This is a genomic window from uncultured Aureimonas sp. (genome assembly GCF_913775355.1).
In the GTDB taxonomy this organism is placed as follows: Bacteria; Pseudomonadota; Alphaproteobacteria; order Rhizobiales; family Rhizobiaceae; genus Aureimonas.
Genome location: NZ_CAJYIU010000019.1, coordinates 1 through 21,816 on the forward strand (window position 1 = coordinate 1; position 21,816 = coordinate 21,816).

The 21,816-nt window shown below is 67.9% G+C and carries 18 protein-coding genes and 2 pseudogenes; 10 read left to right on the plus strand and 10 right to left on the minus strand.

Annotated features, from left to right (window positions below; all coding sequences use genetic code 11):
* From QZ753_RS01370 to QZ753_RS01405, 8 genes and pseudogenes are all read right to left on the minus strand, one after another.
* Positions 1-190 (minus strand): annotated as a pseudogene (locus QZ753_RS01370) (ornithine cyclodeaminase family protein); the annotation flags it as partial.
* On the minus strand, positions 190-1,170 hold the full coding sequence (gene eutB / locus QZ753_RS01375) for a hydroxyectoine utilization dehydratase EutB (RefSeq protein WP_294640527.1): 981 nt from the start codon (positions 1,168-1,170) through the stop codon (positions 190-192). The gene eutB and the pseudogene QZ753_RS01370, both read right to left, overlap by 1 nt.
* A gap of 4 nt (positions 1,171-1,174) precedes the next feature.
* Positions 1,175-1,948 (minus strand): ectoine utilization protein EutA, encoded by a 774-nt coding sequence (eutA, locus tag QZ753_RS01380; protein WP_294640529.1) that lies wholly within the window; start codon positions 1,946-1,948, stop codon positions 1,175-1,177.
* Positions 1,949-1,955: 7 nt separating this feature from the next.
* A pseudogene (ehuD, locus tag QZ753_RS01385) lies at positions 1,956-2,640 on the minus strand (ectoine/hydroxyectoine ABC transporter permease subunit EhuD).
* Complete coding sequence (ehuC, locus tag QZ753_RS01390; RefSeq protein ID WP_294640531.1) at positions 2,640-3,299, minus strand: ectoine/hydroxyectoine ABC transporter permease subunit EhuC; 660 nt, start codon at positions 3,297-3,299, stop codon at positions 2,640-2,642. The pseudogene ehuD and the gene ehuC overlap by 1 nt, the downstream one beginning before the upstream one ends.
* A gap of 62 nt (positions 3,300-3,361) precedes the next feature.
* Positions 3,362-4,204 carry an ectoine/hydroxyectoine ABC transporter substrate-binding protein EhuB gene (gene ehuB, locus QZ753_RS01395; protein WP_294640532.1) on the minus strand — a complete coding sequence of 281 codons (843 nt, stop codon included), beginning with the start codon at positions 4,202-4,204 and terminating at the stop codon, positions 3,362-3,364.
* A gap of 26 nt (positions 4,205-4,230) precedes the next feature.
* Entirely contained in the window at positions 4,231-5,016 is a 786-nt protein-coding gene (gene ehuA / locus QZ753_RS01400; RefSeq protein WP_294640534.1) for an ectoine/hydroxyectoine ABC transporter ATP-binding protein EhuA, read from the minus strand.
* A 123-nt stretch (positions 5,017-5,139) separates the two neighbouring features.
* On the minus strand, positions 5,140-6,522 hold the full coding sequence (locus QZ753_RS01405; protein WP_294640536.1) for a PLP-dependent aminotransferase family protein: 1,383 nt from the start codon (positions 6,520-6,522) through the stop codon (positions 5,140-5,142).
* Positions 6,523-6,606: 84 nt separating this feature from the next.
* Here QZ753_RS01405 and QZ753_RS01410 point away from each other — a divergent pair, with 84 nt between their 5' ends.
* The 4 genes from QZ753_RS01410 (at position 6,607) to QZ753_RS01425 (ending at position 11,502) form a co-directional block, all read left to right on the plus strand.
* Positions 6,607-7,092, plus strand: a complete 486-nt coding sequence (locus QZ753_RS01410) for an Lrp/AsnC family transcriptional regulator (protein ID WP_294640538.1) — start codon at positions 6,607-6,609, stop codon at positions 7,090-7,092.
* A gap of 126 nt (positions 7,093-7,218) precedes the next feature.
* Complete coding sequence (locus QZ753_RS01415) at positions 7,219-8,706, plus strand: NAD-dependent succinate-semialdehyde dehydrogenase (RefSeq protein WP_294640540.1); 1,488 nt, start codon at positions 7,219-7,221, stop codon at positions 8,704-8,706.
* Between the two features lie 26 nt (positions 8,707-8,732).
* Positions 8,733-10,112 (plus strand): aspartate aminotransferase family protein, encoded by a 1,380-nt coding sequence (locus tag QZ753_RS01420; RefSeq protein ID WP_294640542.1) that lies wholly within the window; start codon positions 8,733-8,735, stop codon positions 10,110-10,112.
* Positions 10,113-10,251: 139 nt separating this feature from the next.
* A complete protein-coding gene (locus tag QZ753_RS01425) occupies positions 10,252-11,502 on the plus strand; it encodes an MFS transporter (RefSeq protein ID WP_294640544.1) in 1,251 nt (416 codons plus the stop codon).
* A gap of 108 nt (positions 11,503-11,610) precedes the next feature.
* Here the strand turns inward: QZ753_RS01425 and QZ753_RS01430 are convergent, their stop codons facing one another.
* Positions 11,611-12,813, minus strand: a complete 1,203-nt coding sequence (locus tag QZ753_RS01430; protein WP_294640547.1) for a M20 family metallopeptidase — start codon at positions 12,811-12,813, stop codon at positions 11,611-11,613.
* A gap of 247 nt (positions 12,814-13,060) precedes the next feature.
* Between QZ753_RS01430 and QZ753_RS01435 the strand changes: the two genes are divergently transcribed.
* The 6 genes from QZ753_RS01435 (at position 13,061) to QZ753_RS01460 (ending at position 20,760) form a co-directional block, all read left to right on the plus strand.
* Complete coding sequence (locus QZ753_RS01435; protein ID WP_294640549.1) at positions 13,061-14,683, plus strand: ABC-F family ATP-binding cassette domain-containing protein; 1,623 nt, start codon at positions 13,061-13,063, stop codon at positions 14,681-14,683.
* Positions 14,684-15,044: 361 nt separating this feature from the next.
* The gene (locus QZ753_RS01440) at positions 15,045-16,028 is read left to right on the plus strand and encodes an ABC transporter permease (RefSeq protein WP_294640552.1); all 984 of its coding nucleotides are present in this window, start codon (positions 15,045-15,047) and stop codon (positions 16,026-16,028) included.
* A 78-nt stretch (positions 16,029-16,106) separates the two neighbouring features.
* Entirely contained in the window at positions 16,107-17,105 is a 999-nt protein-coding gene (locus QZ753_RS01445; RefSeq protein WP_294640554.1) for a substrate-binding domain-containing protein, read from the plus strand.
* 76 nt (positions 17,106-17,181) lie between these two features.
* Positions 17,182-18,753: a sugar ABC transporter ATP-binding protein gene (locus QZ753_RS01450; protein ID WP_294640555.1), complete on the plus strand. Its 1,572-nt coding sequence runs from the start codon at positions 17,182-17,184 to the stop codon at positions 18,751-18,753.
* The gene (locus tag QZ753_RS01455) at positions 18,750-19,775 is read left to right on the plus strand and encodes an ABC transporter permease (RefSeq protein ID WP_294640557.1); all 1,026 of its coding nucleotides are present in this window, start codon (positions 18,750-18,752) and stop codon (positions 19,773-19,775) included. Before QZ753_RS01450 ends, QZ753_RS01455 begins: the two co-directional genes overlap by 4 nt.
* 40 nt (positions 19,776-19,815) lie before the next feature.
* Entirely contained in the window at positions 19,816-20,760 is a 945-nt protein-coding gene (locus tag QZ753_RS01460) for a carbohydrate kinase family protein (protein ID WP_294640559.1), read from the plus strand.
* A 27-nt stretch (positions 20,761-20,787) separates the two neighbouring features.
* Here the strand turns inward: QZ753_RS01460 and QZ753_RS01465 are convergent.
* Positions 20,788-21,816 (minus strand): GMC oxidoreductase (locus tag QZ753_RS01465; protein ID WP_294640561.1); only part of this gene is annotated, 1,029 nt, incomplete at its 5' end.

Here is a 21,816-nt window from a genome sequence, read left to right on the forward strand (position 1 = left end):
ATCGCGGCGAGGTGGACGTGACGTCCACCTCGCCGCGATTCGCGGGGATGTCGAGCCGCAGGATCGGAGGCATGGCGACGGGCTTCGTCGCGAGCGCGGCGAAGCCGTCCTCGACGCAGCCGACGGCCGCGAGATCGAGCGGTACGAGCGCGCGCAGGTCGGCTTCGGTCAGGATGCGGATCGTCGGCATCAGACGGCCACCTCCAGCGCGTCCGCGCCGTTCAGGATGCGGAGGTGGAGGGCCGGGTCGATGTTGCGGCCCGTCAGGATGACGACCGTCGGTCCTCGCGGTCGAACGCGGCCGGACAGGATTGCGGAGACGCCGACAGCTGCTGCCCCCTCCACGACCTCGCGCTCCTCCCGGTAGATGTGACGGATGCCGGCGGCGATCTCGGACTCGGTGACCAGCAGCACCTCGTCCACCAGTCGTTTCGCGGCCTCGAAAGTCCAGCGGTTGGCGAGACCGATGCCGCCGCCAAGCGAGTCGGCCAGCGTCGGCCGCTCCTCAACCTCGATCGGACGACCGGCCTCGAGGCTCTTGGCCATCGCGGCTCCGCGCTCCATGGACACGCCGACGATGCGGGCTCGCGGCGAAAGCGCCTTCACCGCCGCGGCCACGCCGGCGATCAGGCCGCCGCCGGACAGAGGGACGATGACGGTTTCGACATCCGGCAGGTCCTCGACGATCTCCAGCCCGATCGTGCCCTGCCCGGCCACGATAGCGGGATGGTCGAAGGGTGGCACCCCGATGAGCCCTTCGTCGGCAGCAAGACGATCCGCCTCGCGCTGCGCGTCGTCCTGGCCGGCGCCTCGGACGTGAACGCGTGCACCGAGCGCTTCGATCGCCGCGATCTTGTTGGCGGGCACGAGGCGGGAGAGGCAGATGGTGCAGGTGAGCCCCGCCTGTCGCGCGGCAAACGCAAGCGCACGGCCATGATTTCCGGTGGAGGCCGCGACCACGCCCCGCGTGCCTGAGGCAAGCGAAAGCACGGCATTCGTGGCGCCCCGCAGCTTGAAGGCGCCGATGCGCTGGCGATGCTCCATCTTCAGATGGACGGGCACGCCCGCCAGCCGCGACAGGCCGGGCGACGGCTCGAGGGCCGTCCGCAGCACTGCCGGACGGATTCTTTCGGCGGCCAGTTGGATCTCGGTGAGGGGCACGACCGACATCGGTTTAGGTCGCCAGTTGGAAGGGCATGTCGAAAAGGCGCCCGGCGTTCAGCCCCGGCTCGGGGGCGACCCCGCAGAGACCGAGGCAGGCCCAGGCGGTCGCCTGGTTGCTGGCAACGACAGGCCGGCCGATCCGCGCCTCGACGTCAGCCACGATGAGAGCCGATCGCAGGGCCGTGCAGGAAACGAAGAGCGCCTCGGCCTCACCGTGCGTCGCCGCGACGGCCGCTTCGATCAGCGAGGCCGTCGAAATGCGGGCCATATCGCGGTCGTCCTCGAGTTCGAGACAGATGACGGACGCGAGATCGAAGCCGCGCGCTTCGAAGTAATCGGCGATACCGGACGTCGTCTCGACGGTGTAGGGCGTCAGGAGGCTGATGCGCCGCGCCCCGAACTGCGAAAGGGCTCGAGCTGCCGCGCCCGGCGGGGTGACGACGGGCACACCGGGCTTGGCGGCTGCGATCGCCGCCTCCACGGCCGCATCGCCGATCGCAACGGAGGCGGAGGTGCAGGAGAAGCAGATCGCATCGAGCGGTTCGTCCGGCAGGAGAAGTGCCGCCGCCGCGCCGAGGCGCGGCTCCATGCGGCGCAGGTTCTCGTGCGTCACGGGATTGGCGTATTCGACGCGCGTCGCGAAAAGGCCGACGCGGGGCCCGGCGACGAGGCGGGCGAAGTCCGCTTCCGTCGAATGGTCGGTCGACAGAAGGATCAGCCCGACCCGCTTTTCGATGGCGCGTGCGTCGAAGGCGAGCGGCAGGGACAGGACGGAGGGCGTCATGACGGCCTCACGGTTTCGGGCCGGGCGGAGCCGAAGCGGCTGAGCCGGCCCCAAGTCGCTGCATCAGGCGGATGGCGACGACGGAGACGAGACTGATGACGAGGAAGAACGCCCCCACCATCGTGATCGGCTCGATGTAGCGGTAGTTGTAGTTGGCGATCGAACGCGCCTGGTTCATCAGCTGGAGGACGGTAATCGCCGACAGGAGTGGCGTCTCCTTGAACATGGCGATGAAGTAGTTGGCGAGCGCCGGCACCATCGGCTTGATCGCCTGCGGCAGGACGATGTGCCGCCACGTCTGCGCCGTCGTGAGATTGCAAGCCTTGGCCGCCTCCCATTGTCCGCGCGCGACATTGTCGATGCCCGCGCGATAGACCTCGGCCGTGTAGGTCCCGTAGTGGACGCCGAGACCGATCACGCCCGCTGTCAGCGGCGAGAGGGTGACCCCTAGGTCGGGCAGGATGTAGAACAGGAAATACAGCTGCACGAGAAGCGGTGTGCCTCGGACGAACTCGGCAAAGGGTCGCCGTCGGCCAGGACAGGACGCGGTTTCTCGATCGCCTGAGAATGGCGATCAGGAGGCCGAACACCGCGGCGAAGGCGAAGACGAGCAGCGTGGCGAGGACCGTGATCCTCGCGCCGTCGATCAGTTGCGGCAGGATCTGCCAGACGAAATCCCAGTCCCACTCCATCAGGCGCGTGTCCCCTCGAAGCCACGAGACATGCGGCGCTCCAGAGTGCGGACGAAGAGCGTGATCGCCGAGGACATCAAGAAATAGAGAACGAGGACCGTCAGAAACGGAAAGGCTGTCGAACCGGTCTGCGACCGGACGACCTGCGCCTGGAAGGTCATGTCTCCCAGCGAGACGAGTGAGACGATCGCCGTCGCCTTCAGGAGTTCGATCGCGTTGTTGCCGAAGGTCGGCAGCATGATCACCAGGGCCTGAGGCAGGATCACGTGACGCAGAGACTGGGCGCGGGTGAGATTGAGCGCGACGCAGGCCTCGCGCTGTTCGCGCCCGATCGCCTGCACGGCGCCGCGCACCACCTCCGCGCCGTAGGCGCCGACATTGAGCCCCAGCGCCAGCGCCCCCGCCTGCAGGGGCGAAAGCTCCAGCCCCATCAGCGGCAGCACGTAATAGGCCCAGAAGAGCTGGACGAAGATCGAGGTGCCACGGAAGAATTCGATATAGGCGACCGACAGCCACTTCACGGGAGGGATGGCGGACGCCCGTCCGAGCCCCGCCAGGAACGCCATCACCAATGCGAAGGCGCAGCCGTAGACGGTGAGCTGCACCGTGACGAGCGCCCCTTGCAGGATGAGCGTGAGATAGCCGAGCCAGATGTCCATGATCGCCTTGCCAGCGGGGACGGCGGGATCGTCGCCCCGCCGCCCGCGCGTTCGTCAGGTCACTACGCGGCGCACAGCTTCTCGCGCGTCGTCGACATCGCGGCGGCGGCCGAGAAGCCGTAGGGCTCGATGATCTGGGCGAACTCGCCCGACGCCTTGATGGCCGCCAGTTCCTTGTCGAAGGCGTCGCGCAGCGCCGTGTCCTGCTTGCGGAAGGCGGCGCCGTCGCAATAGACCGGCGCGCCCTGGACGGGCGCCACGACCTCGATCTGCGGGTCGTTGGCCGTCTTCACGGCCGCGTTGATCGACAGGACGGGCAGCGAATAGACGTCGATGCGACCCTGCTGCAGCATGGTGATGCCGCTCTGCGTGTCCGGCACCACGACGACCCGGTCCCGCGGCACGCCGGCTTCGAGCGCGAGACGCTCCTCCGTACCGCCGCCCGGCGCGCCGATCCTGGCGTTCGGATTGTCCGCGACGTCCTTGTAGCTCTTGAGGTTCAGGGGATTGCCGGCCTTCAGCGCGAAGGCCTCGGCATCGCACAGGATCGGCTCGGAATAGCTCACCGCGCCACAGCGCTCGGGCTTCATGAAGAGACCGGCCGTGACCGCGTCGAAACGGCGTGCCTGCAGGCCTGGGATCATCGCGCCGTATTCGGAGATCGAGGCGACGACGTCCTCGACGCCCAGCCGCTTGAACACGGCGCGCGCGACGTCGGGGGCGGCGCCCGACACGGTGCCGTCGGCCTTCACCGCGGTGAAGGGCGGCTCGTTGCCGATGGCGATGCGGGCGAAGCCCTGCTCCTTCAGGGCCTCCAACTCGGCTGCCGGGACCGAGGCGGTGCCGAGGATCAGACTCAGCGTCGCGCCGAGCAGCAGGGGACGGGTAAGGCGATCGAAGCGCATGGACTGTTCCCTCTTCTGACGTGGATTCAGACGCGATGCCCGGCCGCGACGACCTTTCGGAGAAAGGCCTGGGTGCGCTCCTGCCGGGGACTCTTGAAGATCTCGTCGGGCGGCCCTTCCTCGACGATCCGCCCCCGGTCGAAGAACAGGACGCGGTCGGCGAAGTCGTGAGCGAAGCCCATCTCGTGGGTGACGAGAAGCATGGTCATGTCGGTCTCGCGGGCGAGCATGTGCATGACGTTCAGCACCTCCTCGACCAGTTCGGGGTCGAGCGCCGAGGTGACCTCGTCGAACAGCATGATCCGGGGCTTGAGCGCCAGCGCGCGGGCGATCGCCACGCGCTGCTTCTGGCCGCCGGAGAGCTGAGCCGGCATGGCATCGGCCTTGGTCGACAGGCCCACCATGTCGAGAAGCTCCATCGCGCGGCGCCTGGCCTCCGCCGGCTTCACGCCCTGCGTCAGCACCGGCGCGAGGCAGACGTTCTCGCAGACCGACTTGTGGGGAAACAGGTTGAAGTGCTGGAAGACCATGCCGATCTTCGTGCGCATCCGGTGGAGGTGCCGCTCGTCGGCCCTCACCAGCGCGTCGCCCCGGCGCTGGTGGAACAGCGGCTCGCCGTCCACGAGAACGAGGCCGTCCGTCGGCTCCTCCAGCGTCATCAGGAGGCGCAGGATCGTCGTCTTGCCCGAACCGGACGGGCCGATCAGCGCGAGCTTCTCGCCGGGCGCGACATCGAAGGATAGCTTGTCGAGCACGGTCAGCTCGCCGAAGCGCTTCGATACGTCCTGTAGCTGGATGATCGGTGCGGTCACGGCGTCCCCTTCTTGGGTTCCGTTCGATGCCCCGACGATGATCCTCCACCTAAATCATGTCAATTTGGAACATAATATCATGACAATTATCAGATCATTGCCGGACCTTGCGGCACATCCTGCCTAGATCGCCAGCAGCAGCGGCTCCGGGTCGCTGTGAATGAGGTTGGTCACGATGCGAAGACCCGCGCGCAGTTCCTCCTCGGTGGTGGAGCCGAGCGAGATGCGCACGGCCGGTTGCTCGACGGCGCCGGTCTGGAACGACTTGCCCGGCGCGACGGCGACGCCGCGCAGCCGCGCCTGCGCGACGAAGAGGTCTTCGGCCGCGCGGCTTTCCAGCGGGATCCAGGCATGAAGGGCCTGGGCGTGCGAGCGGTAGGGGACGCCCGCCAGCATCTCGGCCGCCACCGCCTGCCGCCGGCGCAGCGCCCCGCGCTGCCAGCGCACGAGGTCGATGGTCGTGCCGTCCGCGACCCAGCGCGTCGCGATCTCGGCGATCAGCGGCGTCGCGATCCAGTTGGTGACGAGATGGCGGTTGGACACGGCGGCGAGCATCCGGTCGGGCACGGCGAGATAGCCGGTGCGAAGGCCCGGCATCACGATCTTGGTGAAGCTCGTGACGTAGAGGGTGCGCTCGGGCGCGAACGCGGCGAGCGGCGGCGGGCGATCCTCGACCAGAGGCCCGAGGCCGTCGTTCTCGATGATGGCGAGGTCGTGCGCCCGCGCCACCGCCGCGATCGCCTCGCGCCGCCCCGCGCTCATCACGACGGCCGTCGGATTGATGCCCGAGGGCTGGACGAACACGGCGCGCACCCCTTCCGACCGGCACAGCGCGTCGAGGGCCTGCGGAACGATCCCGTCGTCGTCGATCTCGACGGCGGCGAGTTTCAGCCCGAGATAGGCGGCGAGCGGCGTCAGCGTGTGGTGGCCGATCGCCTCCGTCGCGACGACGCCGCCGGTCTGCGCCACGCTCATCAAGGCGATCGTCATGCCGGCCGTCGCCCCGTTCGTGAGGCAGATGTTGTGCGGGGGCACGTCCAGGCCGCACAGGCGCAGCCAGTCCGACGCCACTGCCCGGTGCCGAGGGAAGATCACGTTGGGCCGGAACGACAGGGCGACGCTCGGCGGAAGGTCGGTCGACAGGTCGGCCAGCGCCGCCTTCATCCGGTCGAGGTGCATCGTCTCGCAGACCGGCTTGAGGATCGACAGGTCGATGACCTCGCCGAGCCGCTCGGGGATGTAGGGCAACTGCCCCACCGGCTCCTCGCGCCGCACGAAGGTGCCGCGCCCGGTCTCGCCCGACAGCAGGCCGCGCCGGATCAGTTCCTCGTAGGCCCGGCTGACGGTCTGGACGGAGACCCTCAGGCTGTCGGCCAGCACGCGGTGCGGCGGCAGGCGCGCTCCGTCCGCCAGCCGCCCGTCGGAGATCGCGCGGTTGATCTGGTCGGCCAGCGACAGATAGACGGGACGCTTCAAGGCGTCCTGATCGATGAACCACATTGTCATGAGAGTACGTTTCCTGAAATCATGACACTCGACAAGGGGCTGCCGACCCGTCGGCGGCCGACCGCTCATTCTTTTCGAGACGCCATGCACCCGCTCGACCCGACGGACATCCGGATTCTCGCCGAGATCCAGCGTGAGGGCCGTATCGCCAAGACCGCGCTCGCCGAGCGCGTCGGCCTGTCGGCGACCCCGTGCTGGGTGCGGCTGAAGCGGCTGGAGAAGGCTGGCATCGTCGCCGGCTACCATGCGCGGATCGACTGGCGGCTGGTGGCGCCGGTCACCACGGTCATCGTCGAGGTGACGCTCGGCGGTCACCGCCAGGCGGACTTCGACCGGTTCGAGCGGGCGATGCGGGCGGCGCCCGAGGTCGTGTCCTGCTGGTCGACGGGCGGCGGCATCGACTACGTCGTGAAGGTCGCGGCTCGCGACGTCGAAGCCTACCAGCGGCTGATCGACGGATGGCTGGAGCGTGAGATCGGCATCCATCGCTATTTCACCTACGTCGTCACCAAGGTCGTGAAGGATGCGGTCGACGCGCCGGCCTCCCTCTTCGCACCGGACGGCCCCTGACCGCGCAAGAGGAATCCTCTGCCAATCGAGGGAAAATGAGACCGTCCCTCTCCTTCGCCCGACAAGTTCGGACCGATCCTCCAACCGCAGCGCGTAGCGTCTCGAGGCACCCGACGGAGGTCCGCGATGAACGCCCATCCCGCCCGAACCACGCTGCACGAAGGTCTGGGACGCCTCGCCGACCGAGGGCTCGTCCGTGAGGACGCCTTCGTCGACGGGCGCTGGGTTGCGGGAAAGGCACGCTTTGCCGTGACCGACCCGGCCGACGGACGCGTCCTCGCCCATGTCGCCTCGCTCGGCGCCGATCAGGCGGGAGCGGCGATCGACGCGGCGGCGGCGGCCTTTCCCGCCTGGGCGGCGCTCCTGCCGCAGGAGCGGTCGGCGGCCCTTCTGGGCTGGCACGACGGGATCGTAGCGGCGCGCGAGGACCTGGCCATCCTGATGAGTCTCGAACAGGGCAAGCCGCTGGCCGAGGCGCGCGGCGAGATCGACTACGCCGCCTCGTTCGTCGCCTACTACGCGGAGGAGGCGAAGCGGGTGTGCGTCGAGAGCGTCGCCTCGCATCTTGTGGGCGCCGAGATGCGCCTGACACGGCGCCCCGTCGGCATCGCCGGGCTGGTCACGCCCTGGAACTTCCCGTCGGCCATGCTGACGCGCAAGGCGGCCGCCGCTCTCGCCGCCGGCTGCACGGCCGTCGCCCACCCTTCTTCCGAGACGCCGCTGTCGGCCTTGGCCCTCGCCGAACTGGCGAGCCGCGCCGGACTGCCCGCCGGCGTCCTCAACGTCGTGACCGGAGACGCGGCGACGATCGTCGGGCGCCTGTGCGCCGACGCGCGCGTGCGGGCTATGAGCTTCACGGGCTCCACCGCCGTCGGCCGTCTCGTCGCCGCACAGTGCGCCCCGACCATGAAGCGGCTGGTGATGGAACTCGGCGGGCACGCGCCGCTGATCGTCTTCGCCGACGCCGATCTCGACCGCGCGGTGGAGATCGCGATCGACGCCAAGTTCGCGACCTCCGGCCAGGACTGCCTCGCCGCCAACCGCATCTTCGTGGAACGCCGCGTCTTCGACGCCTTCGCCGAGGCGTTCGCGCGGCGCGCAGGCTCGCTGAAGGTCGCCGCCGGGCTCGTGGACGGTGCCGAAATCGGGCCGCTGATGCACGAGCGCGCCGTCGCCAAATGCGAGGCGCACGTGGCCGACGCGCTGGCCCGGGGCGCCCGCCTCCTGTGCGGCGGCGCCCGTCACCCCGCCGGACCCCTGTTCTACGAACCGACGGTGCTGGCGGATGTCCCGGCGGACGCCGCGATCATGCGCGAGGAGACCTTCGGCCCGGTTGCCGCGCTCGCGGCCTTCGATACGGAAGCGGAAATCCTCACCCGCGCCAACGATACCGAATACGGCCTCGTCGCCTACCTCGTCACGCGCGACGGGCCGCGTGCCGCGCGCATGAGCGCCGCGCTCGACTACGGCATGGTCGCCGTGAACCGCGTGAAGATCACCGGCGCGCCCATCCCGTTCGGGGGGACCAAGCAGTCCGGCCTCGGGCGCGAGGGGGCGCGCCACGGGCTCGAAGCCTTCACCGACCTCCAGTACGTCTGCCTCGATCGCGGCTGACCCATCCCCAGAGAAGGAGAGCCGTCATGCTCGACCCGTCCAACGAACTCACCGCCTACGACCGCGACCACGTCTTCCACCCCTCGACCCACATGGGCATGCACGCGCGTGGCGAGACGCCGACGCGCGTCATCACCGGCGCCAAGGGCTGCACCATCGTCGATCGCAACGGGCGCGAGAGCCTCGACGCCTTCGCCGGCCTCTACTGCGTCAATGTCGGCTACGGGCGCCCCGAGATCGCAGAGGCGATCGCCGAGCAGGCGAAGGCGCTTCCCTACTATCACGCCTATGTCGGGCATGGTTCGGAGCCCTCGATCCGGCTGGCCAAGATGATCATCGACCGGGCACCGGCCGGCATGAGCCGGGTCTATTTCGGCCTGTCGGGCTCCGATGCCAACGAGACCAACATCAAGCTCGTCTGGTACGCCAACAACATCCTCGGCCGCCCCGAGAAGAAGAAGATCATCTCGCGCTGGCGCGGCTATCACGGGTCGGGCGTGATGACCGGATCGCTCACGGGCCTGAAGCTCTTCCACAACGCCTTCGATCTGCCGCGCGCGCCGATCCTGCACACGGAAGCGCCGTACAACTTCCGCCGCCCGGACCGCTCCATGAGCGAGGAACAGTTCTCCCAGTTCTGCGCCGACAGGCTGGAAGAGATGATCCTTGCTGAAGGTCCCGAAACGGTCGCCGCTCTGATCGGCGAGCCGGTACTCGGCACGGGCGGCATCGTGCCCCCGCCCGCTGGGTACTGGGAGAAGGTGCAGGCGGTTCTGGCCCGCTACGACGTCATGCTCATCGCGGACGAGGTCGTGACGGGCTTCGGACGCCTCGGCACGATGTTCGGCTCGGGTCATTACGGCATGAGGCCGGACCTCATCACCATCGCCAAGGGCCTGACCTCCGCCTATGCGCCGCTGTCGGGCACGATCGTCTCGGAGACGCTCTGGAACGTCCTCGTGCAGGGCTCCGACGAACTCGGGCCCATCGGCCACGGCTGGACCTATTCGGCCCATCCGCTCTGCGCCGCCGCCGGGGTTGCCAACCTGAACCTCATCGACGAGTTGGACCTCCTCGCGAACGTCCGCGAGGTCGGCGCTCACTTCCGCTCGGGCCTCGAAGCTGCTCTCGGAAACCACCGCCATGTCGGCGAAGTCCGCGGCGAAGGATTGCTGGCAGCTGTCGAGTTCGTGGCCGACCGCGACGACCGCCGCTTCTTCGATCCGGCCGCGAAGATCGGCCCTCGCATCTCGGCCGCGCTCCTGGAGCGGGGCGTCATCGCCCGCGCCATGCCTGAAGGCGACATCCTCGGCTTCGCGCCGCCCTTCTGCCTGACGCGAGAGGAAGCGGACATGATCGTCGCGAAGACGGCCGATGCGGTCGACGCGGTGGCGGCAGAGTTGTAACCGGCCCTTACGCGACGCAGACAAGAGACGGCACGGCGGCGGCGAACCCGAAACGCTGACCTTCGCAACGGTCGTTCGGAACCAGACACCATGATCGGCATTCATCGGCGGCTAATCAATCGCGCGTGAAGGGGTCGTGATGACGGTAGCTGCCGCAGCGGGGTCTCCGACGGGGAACCCCCGTCTTGTCTCGGATCGATCGCTGGTCGGTCTTGCCGTCCTCAACTTCTTCCTCGCGGATGCGCGCGACGGTCTCGGCCCGTTCCTTGACGCATTCCTCGCATCGCAGGGATGGTCGACGCTCACCCTCGGCTGGATCGCCACGATAGGTGGCCTCATCGGTCTTCTGGCAACCCCGCTGTGCGGGGCGCTTGTCGATGGTTCGACCTGGAAGCGGACGCTCATCGCGGTTCCCGTCGTTTTGGTGACCGCAGCGGCACTTGTGACACTCCTCGTGCCGAGCGCGCCCTTCGTCTGGGGCGGGCAAATTCTTACCGCCGTCGTCGGCGCGGTGGTCGGTCCGGCCCTCGCAGGGCTCACGCTCGGCCTTGTCGGCGAGCGGATGTTCTCGGCTCAGATCGCGCGAAACGAGTTCTGGAACCATGCCGGCAACTTCGCCTCGCTCTTCGGCGTTTTCCTGATCGTTACGGTCTTCGGCCAGCAGGGAATCGTCTGGCTCATGGTGGCGACCGCCTTCGGCGCGCTCGCCGCCGTCGCGTCGATCGATCCCGCTCGTATCGATCACAAGGCGGCCCGTGGCCTCGACGAGAACGCGTCGAAGGAGGATGCGTCGGGTTTCAGCGTTCTTCTGAAGAGCCGGGGGCTGATCCTTCTCGCGGTGATCCTCCTGATCTTCCATTTCGGCAATGCACCGATGGGCCGGCTGATCGCCCAGCAGTTCGCGATCGACCTCGGAACGCCGTTCCGCACGACGGCCATCATCACCGGCGTCGCGCAGCTCGCCATGATCGGAGTCGCGGCGGTCACCCCGTTCCTGATCCGCCGCATCGGCCTCTCGACCGTCTTCCTGATCGGACTTCTCGCCCTACCCCTGCGTGGCTTCATCGCCGGAACGCTGGACGGGTTCTGGACGATCTACCCGATCCAGGCGCTGGACGGCATCGGCGCCGGTCTCCTCGGGATCGTCACGCCGGTTGCCGTCGAGCGTATCCTCAAGGGGAGCGGGCGCTTCAATGTCGGGTTCGCGGCGGTCATGACGGTCCAGGGCATCGGCGCCTCACTGTCCAACGTCGTGGCCGGTTGGCTCGTCGAGAAGGGCGGCTACGGGCTCTCGCATCTTGTCGGCGGCGGCATCGCCTTCATCGCCCTCGCTCTGTTCCTCGCCTTCCGTCACCAGATCGTACCTCCCGACCCCGCGACCTCGCGTTGAGGCGAGAGGTGGAAGGTCATCGAGAAGCCTGACCGGCAGACTGACACGACGGACGATAGGCCGAGGGACTCACGTCCGTCAGTGCGCCCGTGTCGGCCGATGGTCCGGTCAGGCCGCCTCTTCCGAGCGCGGTGCCAATAGTCGGAGCGCCGTCAGCGAAAGACCGACGGCACCGAGGGCAATCGAGCGCTCGTCCGGCTGGTAGTCGGAGTTGTGCAGGCGATCGTCGCGCCCGGGCGTGGCGGAGCCGATCCCGAGCTGGAAAGCAGGCACGCGCTCGCCGATCAAGGCGAAGTCCTCGGCGCCGAGCGAGGCCGGACGGGGTTCGATGGGCCGACCGTAATGGTCACCGATCGCTTCCGCGGCCGCCTCGATCAGTTTTGGATCGTTGGTCAACGACGGCACGCCGCGCGCCATGTCAAACCGGCATGTCACCCTCATCGAACGCTCGACGCCCTCGCAAAGGCGGGCGATGGCGGCTTCGATGAGGTCGCGGTTCTCGCGATGCTGCGTCCGGACCGTTCCAATCAGACGGCAGGAGTCCGGAATGATGTTGTGCGTCTGGCCACCCTCGATCGCACCGACGGTCAGGACGGCCGGGTGCATCGGGTCGACCTCGCGCGAGACGATGGTCTGCAGCTGGAGCACCAGCGTCGCGGCTGCCACGATCGGGTCGCAGGCGGCTTGGGGCCGCGCTGCGTGGCCGGACTGGCCGCGGATCTCGATCTCGAAGTCGTCCGCCGAGCCGTTCGCAAGACCCGGAACGAACGTGAAGCAGCCGACCTCGTCTTCGGGATAGTTGTGAAAGCCGATGGCCATGTCGACGCCGTCGAGAACGCCGTCGGCGATCATCGCCGCCGCACCGCTGTCGGGCGTTTCCTCGGCGGGCTGGAACATCAGCGTGATGGTGCCGGCGAACTCGTCCCGCAGCCGATGAAGTGCTTCGGCCGCGCCGAGAAGGGTCGCGGTGTGGAGGTCGTGCCCGCACGCGTGCATCTTGCCCTCCTCCTCGCTGGCGAACGGAAGGCCTGTCGCCTCGACGATGGGCAGCGCGTCCATGTCGGCGCGAAGGAGAAGATGCGGACCCGGCCGGCCCGTATCGATCCGCGCGGTGACGCCCGTGCGCCCGACGCCCTCGCGCGGCTGGAGGCCGATCGCTCGCAGGCGGTCGGCGACAACGCCTGCGGTCCGCTCGACCTCGAACCCGACCTCAGGATGGGCGTGGAGGTCGCGCCGGATCGCGACGAGTTCGGGCTCCACCGCACGGATGATGGCTTCGATCTTCGCGCCTGGGCTGTTGGGCAGGGTCATGACGGCTCCCGGTGTCTTGCGCCGCTCCTATAGGCCTCATGACGGTACGGGTCGAACATTCTCTCTGCCTCCATCTTCGCCGCGCTGGTGAAACCACGGGCAGGCCGCCAGGCGGCGTCCGTATCGAGCGAGCCGCCTGCCGTTCGAATGGGTCGGTGCCTCGGGAGATAACCGCCCTCGCCTCTTGCGCATCCCGGATCGGAATGGTTTGAGGCGCCATCCCCTTACGCCCGTCTGGAAATTTCGCATGATCCGCCTTGAGAGCATCGGCAAGCAGAACGGCAAGCAGATCGTCTTCATCGAAGCGTCGGCGGCTCTTCAGCGAGGCGAGAAGATCGGCCTCGTCGGACCGAACGGAGCCGGCAAGACGACGCTCTTCCGCATGATCACCGGGCAGGAACTGCCGGACGAGGGGCAGGTCTCGGTCGATCGCGGGGTCACCATCGGCTATTTCAGCCAGGACGTCGGCGACATGGCGGGCCGGAGCGCGGTGGTCGAGGTTATGGACGGCGTCGGGCCGGTCAGCGCGCTCGCCGCCGAGATGGCGGAGCTCGAGGCCGCCATGGCCGATCCCGATCGCGCCGACGAAATGGACGAGATCATCACCCGCTACGGCGAGGTGCAGGGGCGCTACGACGAACTCGACGGCTATGCGCTCGACGGACGCGCCCGCGAGGTGCTCGACGGTCTCGGTTTCAGCCAGTCGATGATGGATGGCGATGTCGGCAAGCTCTCGGGCGGCTGGAAGATGCGCGTGGCGCTCGCCAAGATCCTCTTGATGAAGCCCGACATCATGCTTCTCGACGAGCCGTCGAACCATCTGGATATCGAGAGCCTGATCTGGCTGGAAGGCTTTCTCAAAGGCTTCGACGGCGCGGTCCTGATGACCTCGCACGACCGCGAGTTCATGAACCGCATCGTCAACAAGATCATCGAGATCGACGGCGGCGCGCTGACCTCCTACACCGGCGACTACGAGTTCTACCGCCAGCAGCGCGCGATCGCTGAAGTGCAGCAGCAGGCGCAGTTCGAGCGTCAGCAGGCCATGCTGGCGAAGGAGGTCGCCTTCATCGAGCGCTTCAAGGCGCGCGCCAGTCACGCCGCGCAGGTGCAGAGCCGCGTGAAGAAGCTCGACAAGATCGAGCGCGTCGAGCCGCCCAAGCGCCAGCAGACCGTCCGCTTCGACTTCCTGCCGGCCCCCCGATCCGGCGAGGACGTCGCGACGGTGAAGGGCGTCCACAAGCGCTACGGCGACCGCACGATCTACGAAGCTCTCGACTTCCAGGTGCGCCGGCGCGAGCGCTGGTGCGTCATGGGAGTGAACGGGGCCGGCAAGTCGACGCTTCTGAAGCTCATCGCCGGCGCATCCGAGCCGGACGCGGGATCGGTGACGCGGGGACCGAGCGTGAAGATGGGCTATTTCGCCCAGCATGCGATGGAGGTGCTCGACGGCGATCGCACCGTTCTCCAGTCGCTGGAAGACAACTTCCCGCAGGCCGGACAGGCGCCGCTGCGGGCGCTGGCCGGCTGCTTCGGCTTCACGGGCGACGACGTCGAGAAGCGCTGCCGGGTTCTCTCGGGCGGCGAGAAGGCGCGGCTGGTGATGGCGAAGATGCTCTTCGATCCGCCGAATTTTCTCGTTCTCGACGAGCCTACCAACCACCTTGACATTGCCACCAAGCAGATGCTGGTCGAAGCGCTCTCGCGTTTCGAGGGCGCCATGCTTTTCGTCAGCCACGACCGCCATTTTCTGGCGGCGCTGTCGAACCGCGTGCTCGAACTGACCCCGGAGGGCCCGCATCTCTACGGCGGCGGCTATTCCGAGTATGTCGAGCGAACCGGCCAGGAAGCGCCGGGCCTGCGGAACTGATCCCGCCGCGCGGCGGGGGATCGGCGGAAACCTGAAATACCGACAGGCAGGCCCGACGGCCGCGAAGGCGTCGGTCGGACCGTCGCGATCTTGAGTCTCGATTCTAACAGACGGCGGAAGCGAAGTGCTTCGTGCGGTAGCGATGGCCTGCGCCGTCGCAACTCGTGGTTAGGCCGTAAACGCAGAGGCACGCCCAGGCGGTTTGGAAAGGTGCTCCACAACGTATCGATCACGGACCTGTGCGCTCCGAATTGACATTCGCCACTTGCTGGTGACAGATGTCAAACAACGGAATGCGGAGGAGACCGACTCGTCATCGAGCGGAGCGCGTTCTGACTTGCGATCGTACGGGAGGTGCGATTTGTTTCTCGGGCTTGACCGGCAGAGCGTCTTTCTCGGCCTGCTGAACGTCGTTCTGCTGACGGCTGGTGCCGTCTTGGCGGGCGCAGCTTTCGTCGACAGCTACAATCTTCAGTCGATGGCCGCCCAGGTGCCGGAACTCGGCCTCCTCGCCTTCGGCGTGATGCTCGCGATGACCTCGGGCAATGGCGGCATCGACCTGTCCGGAATCGCCCTCGCCAACCTTTCCGGCATCGGCGGACTGATGCTCGCGAAGCTCCTGTTGCTGCCGGACGAGGCGCCCGAGCTGTTCTCTTGGACCTTCACCGGCTTCGCGCTGGCGATCGGGCTCGTGGGCGGGCTCGCCAATGGTCTCGTCATCGCCTACGGCCGGCTGACGCCGCTGATCGCAACGCTCGGGACCCAGCTCCTGTTCACCGGCATCGCGGTGTACCTCACCAATGGCTCGGCGCTCAGCCTCGGCTACATCCCGCCGCTCGACGACTTCGGCAACTCGCCGATCCTCGGCATTCCAATCTGCTTCGCGCTCTTTCTCGTCGTCGCCGCGATCATCGCCTTCGTGTTGCGGTTCACGCCGTTCGGCGTCCGGCTGATGCTTCTGGGAAGCAACCCGAAGGCCGCGCGGTACGGCGGCATCGCCGAGCGCCGGATGATCGTCCTGACCTACACGGCGAGCGGCGTACTGTCGGCCATCGCGGGCGTCGTGATTGCCGCCCGCAACGCCTCGGTGAAATGGGACTACGGCGGCTCCTACGTGTTGATCGCGATCCTGATCGCGGTCATGGGCGGGGTGAAGCCCGAGGGTGGCTACGGCAAGGTCGGCTGCGTGCTGCTCGCGGCGACGGCGCTGCAGATCCTCTCAAGCCTCTTCAATTTCATGGACATCTCGAACTTCTTTCGAGACCTCGCCTGGGGCGTCCTGCTCCTCGCTCTTCTGGCCTTCGCCAGATTCGACTTCGGCACCTGGCTGCGGCCTAGCCGCTGACCAGCCGGAAGCGTGCGTCGCTCCGGCGGGAGATGGTCCGGGGCCCGCGCTGAGTTCACATCCCATGGGAGGATCTGCATGACCACTCTATCGAAACTCGCCGCCTGCACGGCACTCGGCCTGACCCTCTGCGCCGGCGCGGCCGGGGCGCAGGACAAGCCGTCCATCGTCACCGTCGTGAAGGTGACGGGCGAGAACTGGTTCACCCGCATGAACCAGGGCGTCGACGCCTACGGCGCCGAGCACCCGAACGTTGCCGCCAGCCAGGTCGGTCCGGCAAAGGCCGACGCCGCCCTGCAAGGCCGCATCATCGAGGATCTCGTCGCCAAGAAGGTGGCCGCGATCGCCGTCGTCCCGATGGACCCGTCGGCGCTGGAAGGCGTTCTGCGCCGCGCCGAACAGCGCGGCATCAAGGTCATTACCCACGAGGGCGACAGCCTCGTGAACACGGCGGTGGACATCGAGGCCTTCGACAACAAGGCGTTCGGTGAGCGCATCAACGAGAAGCTCGCGACTTGCATGGGCCAGTCCGGCAAGTGGACGAGCTTCGTCGGCTCGCTCGGCAGCCTGACGCATAACCAGTGGGTCGATGCCGGCGCGGAGAACGCCAAGAAATACCCGGGCATGGAGCTCGTCGCGGCGAAGAACGAGTCGTTCAACGACGCCAACAAGGCTTACGAGAAGGCCAAGGAAATCCTGCGCCGCTACCCCGACATCAAGGGGTTCCAGGGCTCGTCCGCGATCGACGTCATCGGCATCGGCCGCGCGGTCGAGGAAGCCGGCCTTCAGGACAAGACCTGCGTCTACGGTCTCGGCCTGCCGAAGGACACCGGCCCCTATCTCGACACCGGCGCCGTCGACCAGATCTTCTTCTGGGACCCGAAGGACGCGGGCTACGTGATGAACGTCGTCGCCAACATGGTGCTCGACGGCAAGGAGGTCACCGACGGGATGGATCTCGGCGTGCCGGGATACAACAAGGTGTCGGTCAAGAAGGGCCCCGGCAAGGGCGTGATCGTCGAGGGCGAAGCCTGGGTCGACGTCGATAAGGCGTCCTACAAGAACTACCCGTTCTAAGCCGCGCGTCCGCCATATTCGACCGCTCCGGGGTTCGACGACCCCGGAGCCAGCCCATCCGCATCGGGATCTCCTCATGTCCGTCGCATCAGCGCAGCCGGTGGCCGACGCCGCCCCGCCCCTCCTGCAAATCCGGGGCGTGCGCAAATCGTTCGGCGGCGTCCATGCGCTGAAGGCAGTCGATCTCGTGATCGAGGCCGGGCGCGTCTATCACCTGATGGGCGAGAACGGCTGCGGCAAGTCCACGCTGATCAAGATCATCTCCGGCGCCCAGGCCGCCGACGAGGGACAGATCCTCGTGGACGGCCAGCCGACCGGTGAACGGGCGGGCGACATCGGGCCGATCGGTGCGCTTCGGGCTGGAATCGAGACCGTCTATCAGGACCTGTCCCTCCTTCCCAATCTCTCCGTCGCCGAGAACGTCGCCTTCACGGGCCAGCTCGTGGCCGCAAACGGTCACCTCGCCCGCCGCCTCGACATGGGTGCCCTGCGCGAGACCGCGCGCGCCGCCCTCGCCAAGGTGCAGTTGCCCACCGACAGGGACTTCCTGTCCCGTCGCACCGACACCCTGCCGCTCGCCATCCGCCAGCTCGTCGCCATCGCGCGTGCGATGGCCGCGGACGCGCGCCTCGTTATCATGGACGAGCCGACCACGGCGCTCACGCGCCAGGAGGTGGACAATCTCCTGCGCGTCGTCGAGCGACTGCGCGCAGGCGGCGTCGCCGTCCTCTTCGTCACGCACAAGCTGGAGGAGTGCAAGGCGATCGGCGGGCGTGCCATCATCATGCGTGATGGCCGCAAGGTGGCCGAGCTCGACGTCGCCACCCATTCCAAGGCCGAATTCACGCACTGGATGACCGGCCGCGAGATCAGCGAAGCGCGCTATCGTGCCGAGCCGAAGCTCGGGGAAACGTTGCTGGAGGTCGAAGCTCTCGGCGCCGATGCCTTCCGGGATGTCGGCTTCTCGCTCCTTAGGGGCGAAATCCTCGGTTTCACCGGCCTGACCGATTCCGGCCGCAACGAACTCGCCCTCGCGCTAGCCGGCGTGCGTCCCGCCGAGAGCGGACGGATTCGCCTCGGCGGCGAGGTCATCGAACTGCGCACGCCCGCCGGGGCGATCGAGGCCGGGATCGGCTACGTGCCCGAGGACCGGCTGACGGAGGGCCTGTTCCTCGAAAAGTCGATCGAGGACAACATCACCCTCCCCGTGCTCGATCGGCTGCGGGGTGCGCTCGGCATCATCAGCGGACGCCGCGCACGCAAGCTCGCGGAGGCGACGGTCGCCGACCTGCAGGTCGCCACGCCCCACGTCGGCCTTCCCGTGCAGTCGCTTTCAGGCGGCAACCAGCAGCGCGTCCTGATCGGCCGCTGGCTGACGATCGAGCCGCGCCTCCTGATCCTGCACGGACCGACCGTCGGCGTCGACGTCGGATCGAAGGACACGATCTTCCGCATCATCCAGTCTCTCGCCGACCGCGGCATGGCCGTCATCATCATCAGCGACGACCTGCCGGAACTCCTGCAGAACTGCGACCGGATCGCCGTGATGCGGCAGGGCGCCATCGTGGCCGAGCGCCCCGTCGATGCCTGGACGGAGGACACGATCTACCGCTCGCTCGCCTCGGCCGAAGAAGGCATCCGCCCATGACCGACATCGCATCGAGCCCGCCCGTGAACGGGGCGGCATGGCATTCGCGCGTCTGGGAGCGCATGGTGCGCCGCCCGGAGCTGTTCACGCTCGTCCTCGTGATCCTCACCTGCATCGCGGTGACGATCGCGAACCCCGACTTCCTCCAGGTCAACAACCTGTTCGATGTGCTGCGTGCGTCGGTCGTCCGCGGTCTTTTCGCGATGGGCGTGCTGGTCGTGCTGGCGGCGGGCGGCATCGACGTCTCCTTCACCGCGATCGCCGCGCTCATGATGTACGCGCTGACGATGCTGGCGACGAACCATTTTCCGGGCATGCCGCTCGCCCTCTTCTTCGTCCTGGCGGCGGCCGGCGGCGCGCTGCTGGGCGCGGCCAACGGCGTTCTCGTCCATACGCTTCGGGCCCCCTCGCTGATCGTGACGATCGGCACGCAGTACATCGTCCGCAGCTTCCTCCTGACCTTCGTCGGCACGGCGCTCTTCATGAACATACCGACGGCGATGGACGCCTTCGGCCGCGCGTCGCTCTACACCCACACGGCGCCCGGCGGGGCGATCTCGATCCTGCCGGCAACCGTCCTCGTGCTTCTCGCGGCGGCGGTCGTCACATGGCTCGTCCTCGAGCGGACGCTGATGGGCCGCGCGATCTTCGCGGTCGGCGGCAATCCGGCCATCGCGGAACGGCTCGGCATCAGCCTGTTCCGGGTCCGCGTCTTCGTCTTTGCTTATGCCGGATTGCTGGCGGGCATTGCCGGCGTCGTCCATGTCGCGTCGAACCGGCTGGCCAACCCCTTCGATCTCGCGGGAATGGAGATCGACGTGATCGCAGCCGTCGTGCTCGGCGGGGCGCGCATCACGGGCGGATCGGGCAGCGTCGTCGGCACCCTCCTCGGCGTGTTGCTAATCACGCTCGTCAGCAACGTCCTGATCTTCGTCGGCATTCCCAGCACGCTGCAACTCGCCATCGTCGGCGGCTTCATCCTCCTCGCCGGCACGATCTTCGCGCTCGGCCAGCGCGGCTGAACCGCCCCGTCACCTTCTGTCCTTCTCTCAAGGCTCCTTCATGTCGCACGACGTCTCCGTGATCGGTCTCTACATCCTCGACGTTCTCGGGCGCCCGGTCGACGCGATCCCGCCCGGTGGGCAGGTGGACTTCATCGATGAGATCAGGCTGACGGTCGCCGGTACGGCGGGAGGGACGGTCGTCGACCTCGCCAAGCTCGGCCTGAACTGCCTGGCAGTCGGCGCGGTCGGGGATGACGAGAAAGCCGATTTCGTGCTGGCGAAGCTGCGGCGTTTCGGCGTCGACACAGCCGCGATGCAGCAGTTGTCCGGCGTCCCGACATCGGCGACGATCCTGAACATCCGCCGCGACGGAAGCCGTCCGGCGCTTCACGCGCGCGGCGCGTCGGACCATTTCGAGGTGACGGACGCCGCGCTCGACACGGTGCTGGCGCCGCCGATCATCCATCTCGGCGGCACCGGCCTTCTCGCCAAGCTCGATGGCGAACCGAGCCGCCGGCTTCTGGCCGAGGCGAAGCGCCGTGGTCGCACGGTGACCTTCGACTTGCTTGGCGCCGGGCCCCAGACGCTCGGGCTGATCGAGCCGCTTCTGCCGCATATCGATTACTTCATGCCCTCGATCGAGGAAGCCCGCGAAATCTCCGGCTCGACGGAGGTGCGGGATGCCGCCGCCTTCTTCCTCGACCGAGGCGTGCAACAGTGCGTGTTCACGCTCGGCGGCGAAGGGGCTTGCTTCGTCTCGGCATCGGGCGAGACGGTTCACCAGCCGGCCTACGCGATCGACGTCGTCGACACGACCGGCTGCGGCGACGCCTTCGACGCAGGGTTCATCACCGCGCTTCACCACCGGATGGACGTCCCCACCGCCCTCGCCTTCGCGCAGGCCTCCGCGGCCCTCGTCGCGACCGGTCTCGGGTCGGATGCCGGCATCCGCTCATTCGACGACACACTGGCCTTCATGAACGGAACGGCCCGTCGAAACTGACGCGCAAGAGAACGCTCCGCCCCGCCCTCAGCGCGCCGCGCGGATCATCTCGCTGGCCTTCTCGGCGATCATGACAGCCGGGGCGTGAGTGTTGCCGGAGACGATGGTCGGCATGATCGAGCAGTCGGCGACGCGCAGGCCCTCGATGCCGCGCAGGCGCAGCTGCGGGTCGACGACCGCCTCGGCGTCGATGCCCATGCGAGCGGTGCCGACAGGGTGGAAGATCGTCGTGGCGATGTCGCCGGCGGCCTGCGCCAGATCCGCGTCGGTCTGGAGATGCGCGCCCGGCTTGAACTCCTCCGGCCGATGGTGCTCCAGACGCCTTGTCGCCATCAGGCGGCGGGCGGCACGGATCGAGGCGGCCGCCACCTCCCGGTCGCCTGCGGTCGACAGGTAGTTCGGCGCGATCGCCGGATGGGCGCTCGGGTCCGCGCTCGTGATGCGGACGTGCCCGCGCGACTCCGGGCGGAGGTTGCACACCGAGACCGTGATCGCCGGAAACGAATGCAGCGGCTCGCCGAAGCGGTCGAGCGAGAGCGGCTGGACGTGGAACTCGATGTTGGCGGTCTCGAACCGCGGATCGGACTTCATGAAGATGCCGAGCTGGCTCGGCGCCATCGCCATCGGTCCCGAGCGCTTCAGCGCATATTGCAGCCCGATCTGCGCCTTGCCCAGAAGCGTCGCCTGCCATTCGTTCAGCGTGCGGGCGCCCTCGATGCGGAAGGCGGTGCGGATCTGGAGATGGTCCTGCAGATTGGCGCCGACGCCCGGCCGGTCGAGGACGACGTCGATCCCATGTCGGCGCAGAAGCTCACCCGGACCGATGCCGGACAGCTGCAGGAGTTGCGGCGTGCCGATCGCGCCCGCCGAGAGGACGACCTCGCCATGCGCGATCGCCGGGCGCCCGTCCAGCCGCAGGTCGAGGCCGACCGCCCGCCCCGCCTCGATGCGGATGCGCTCGGCTTGCGCCCCCGTCAGGATGCGCAGGTTCTTGCGGTGCCGGATCGGCCCGAGAAAGGCGCGCACGGCATTGAAGCGCAGGCCCGCCTTCTGCGT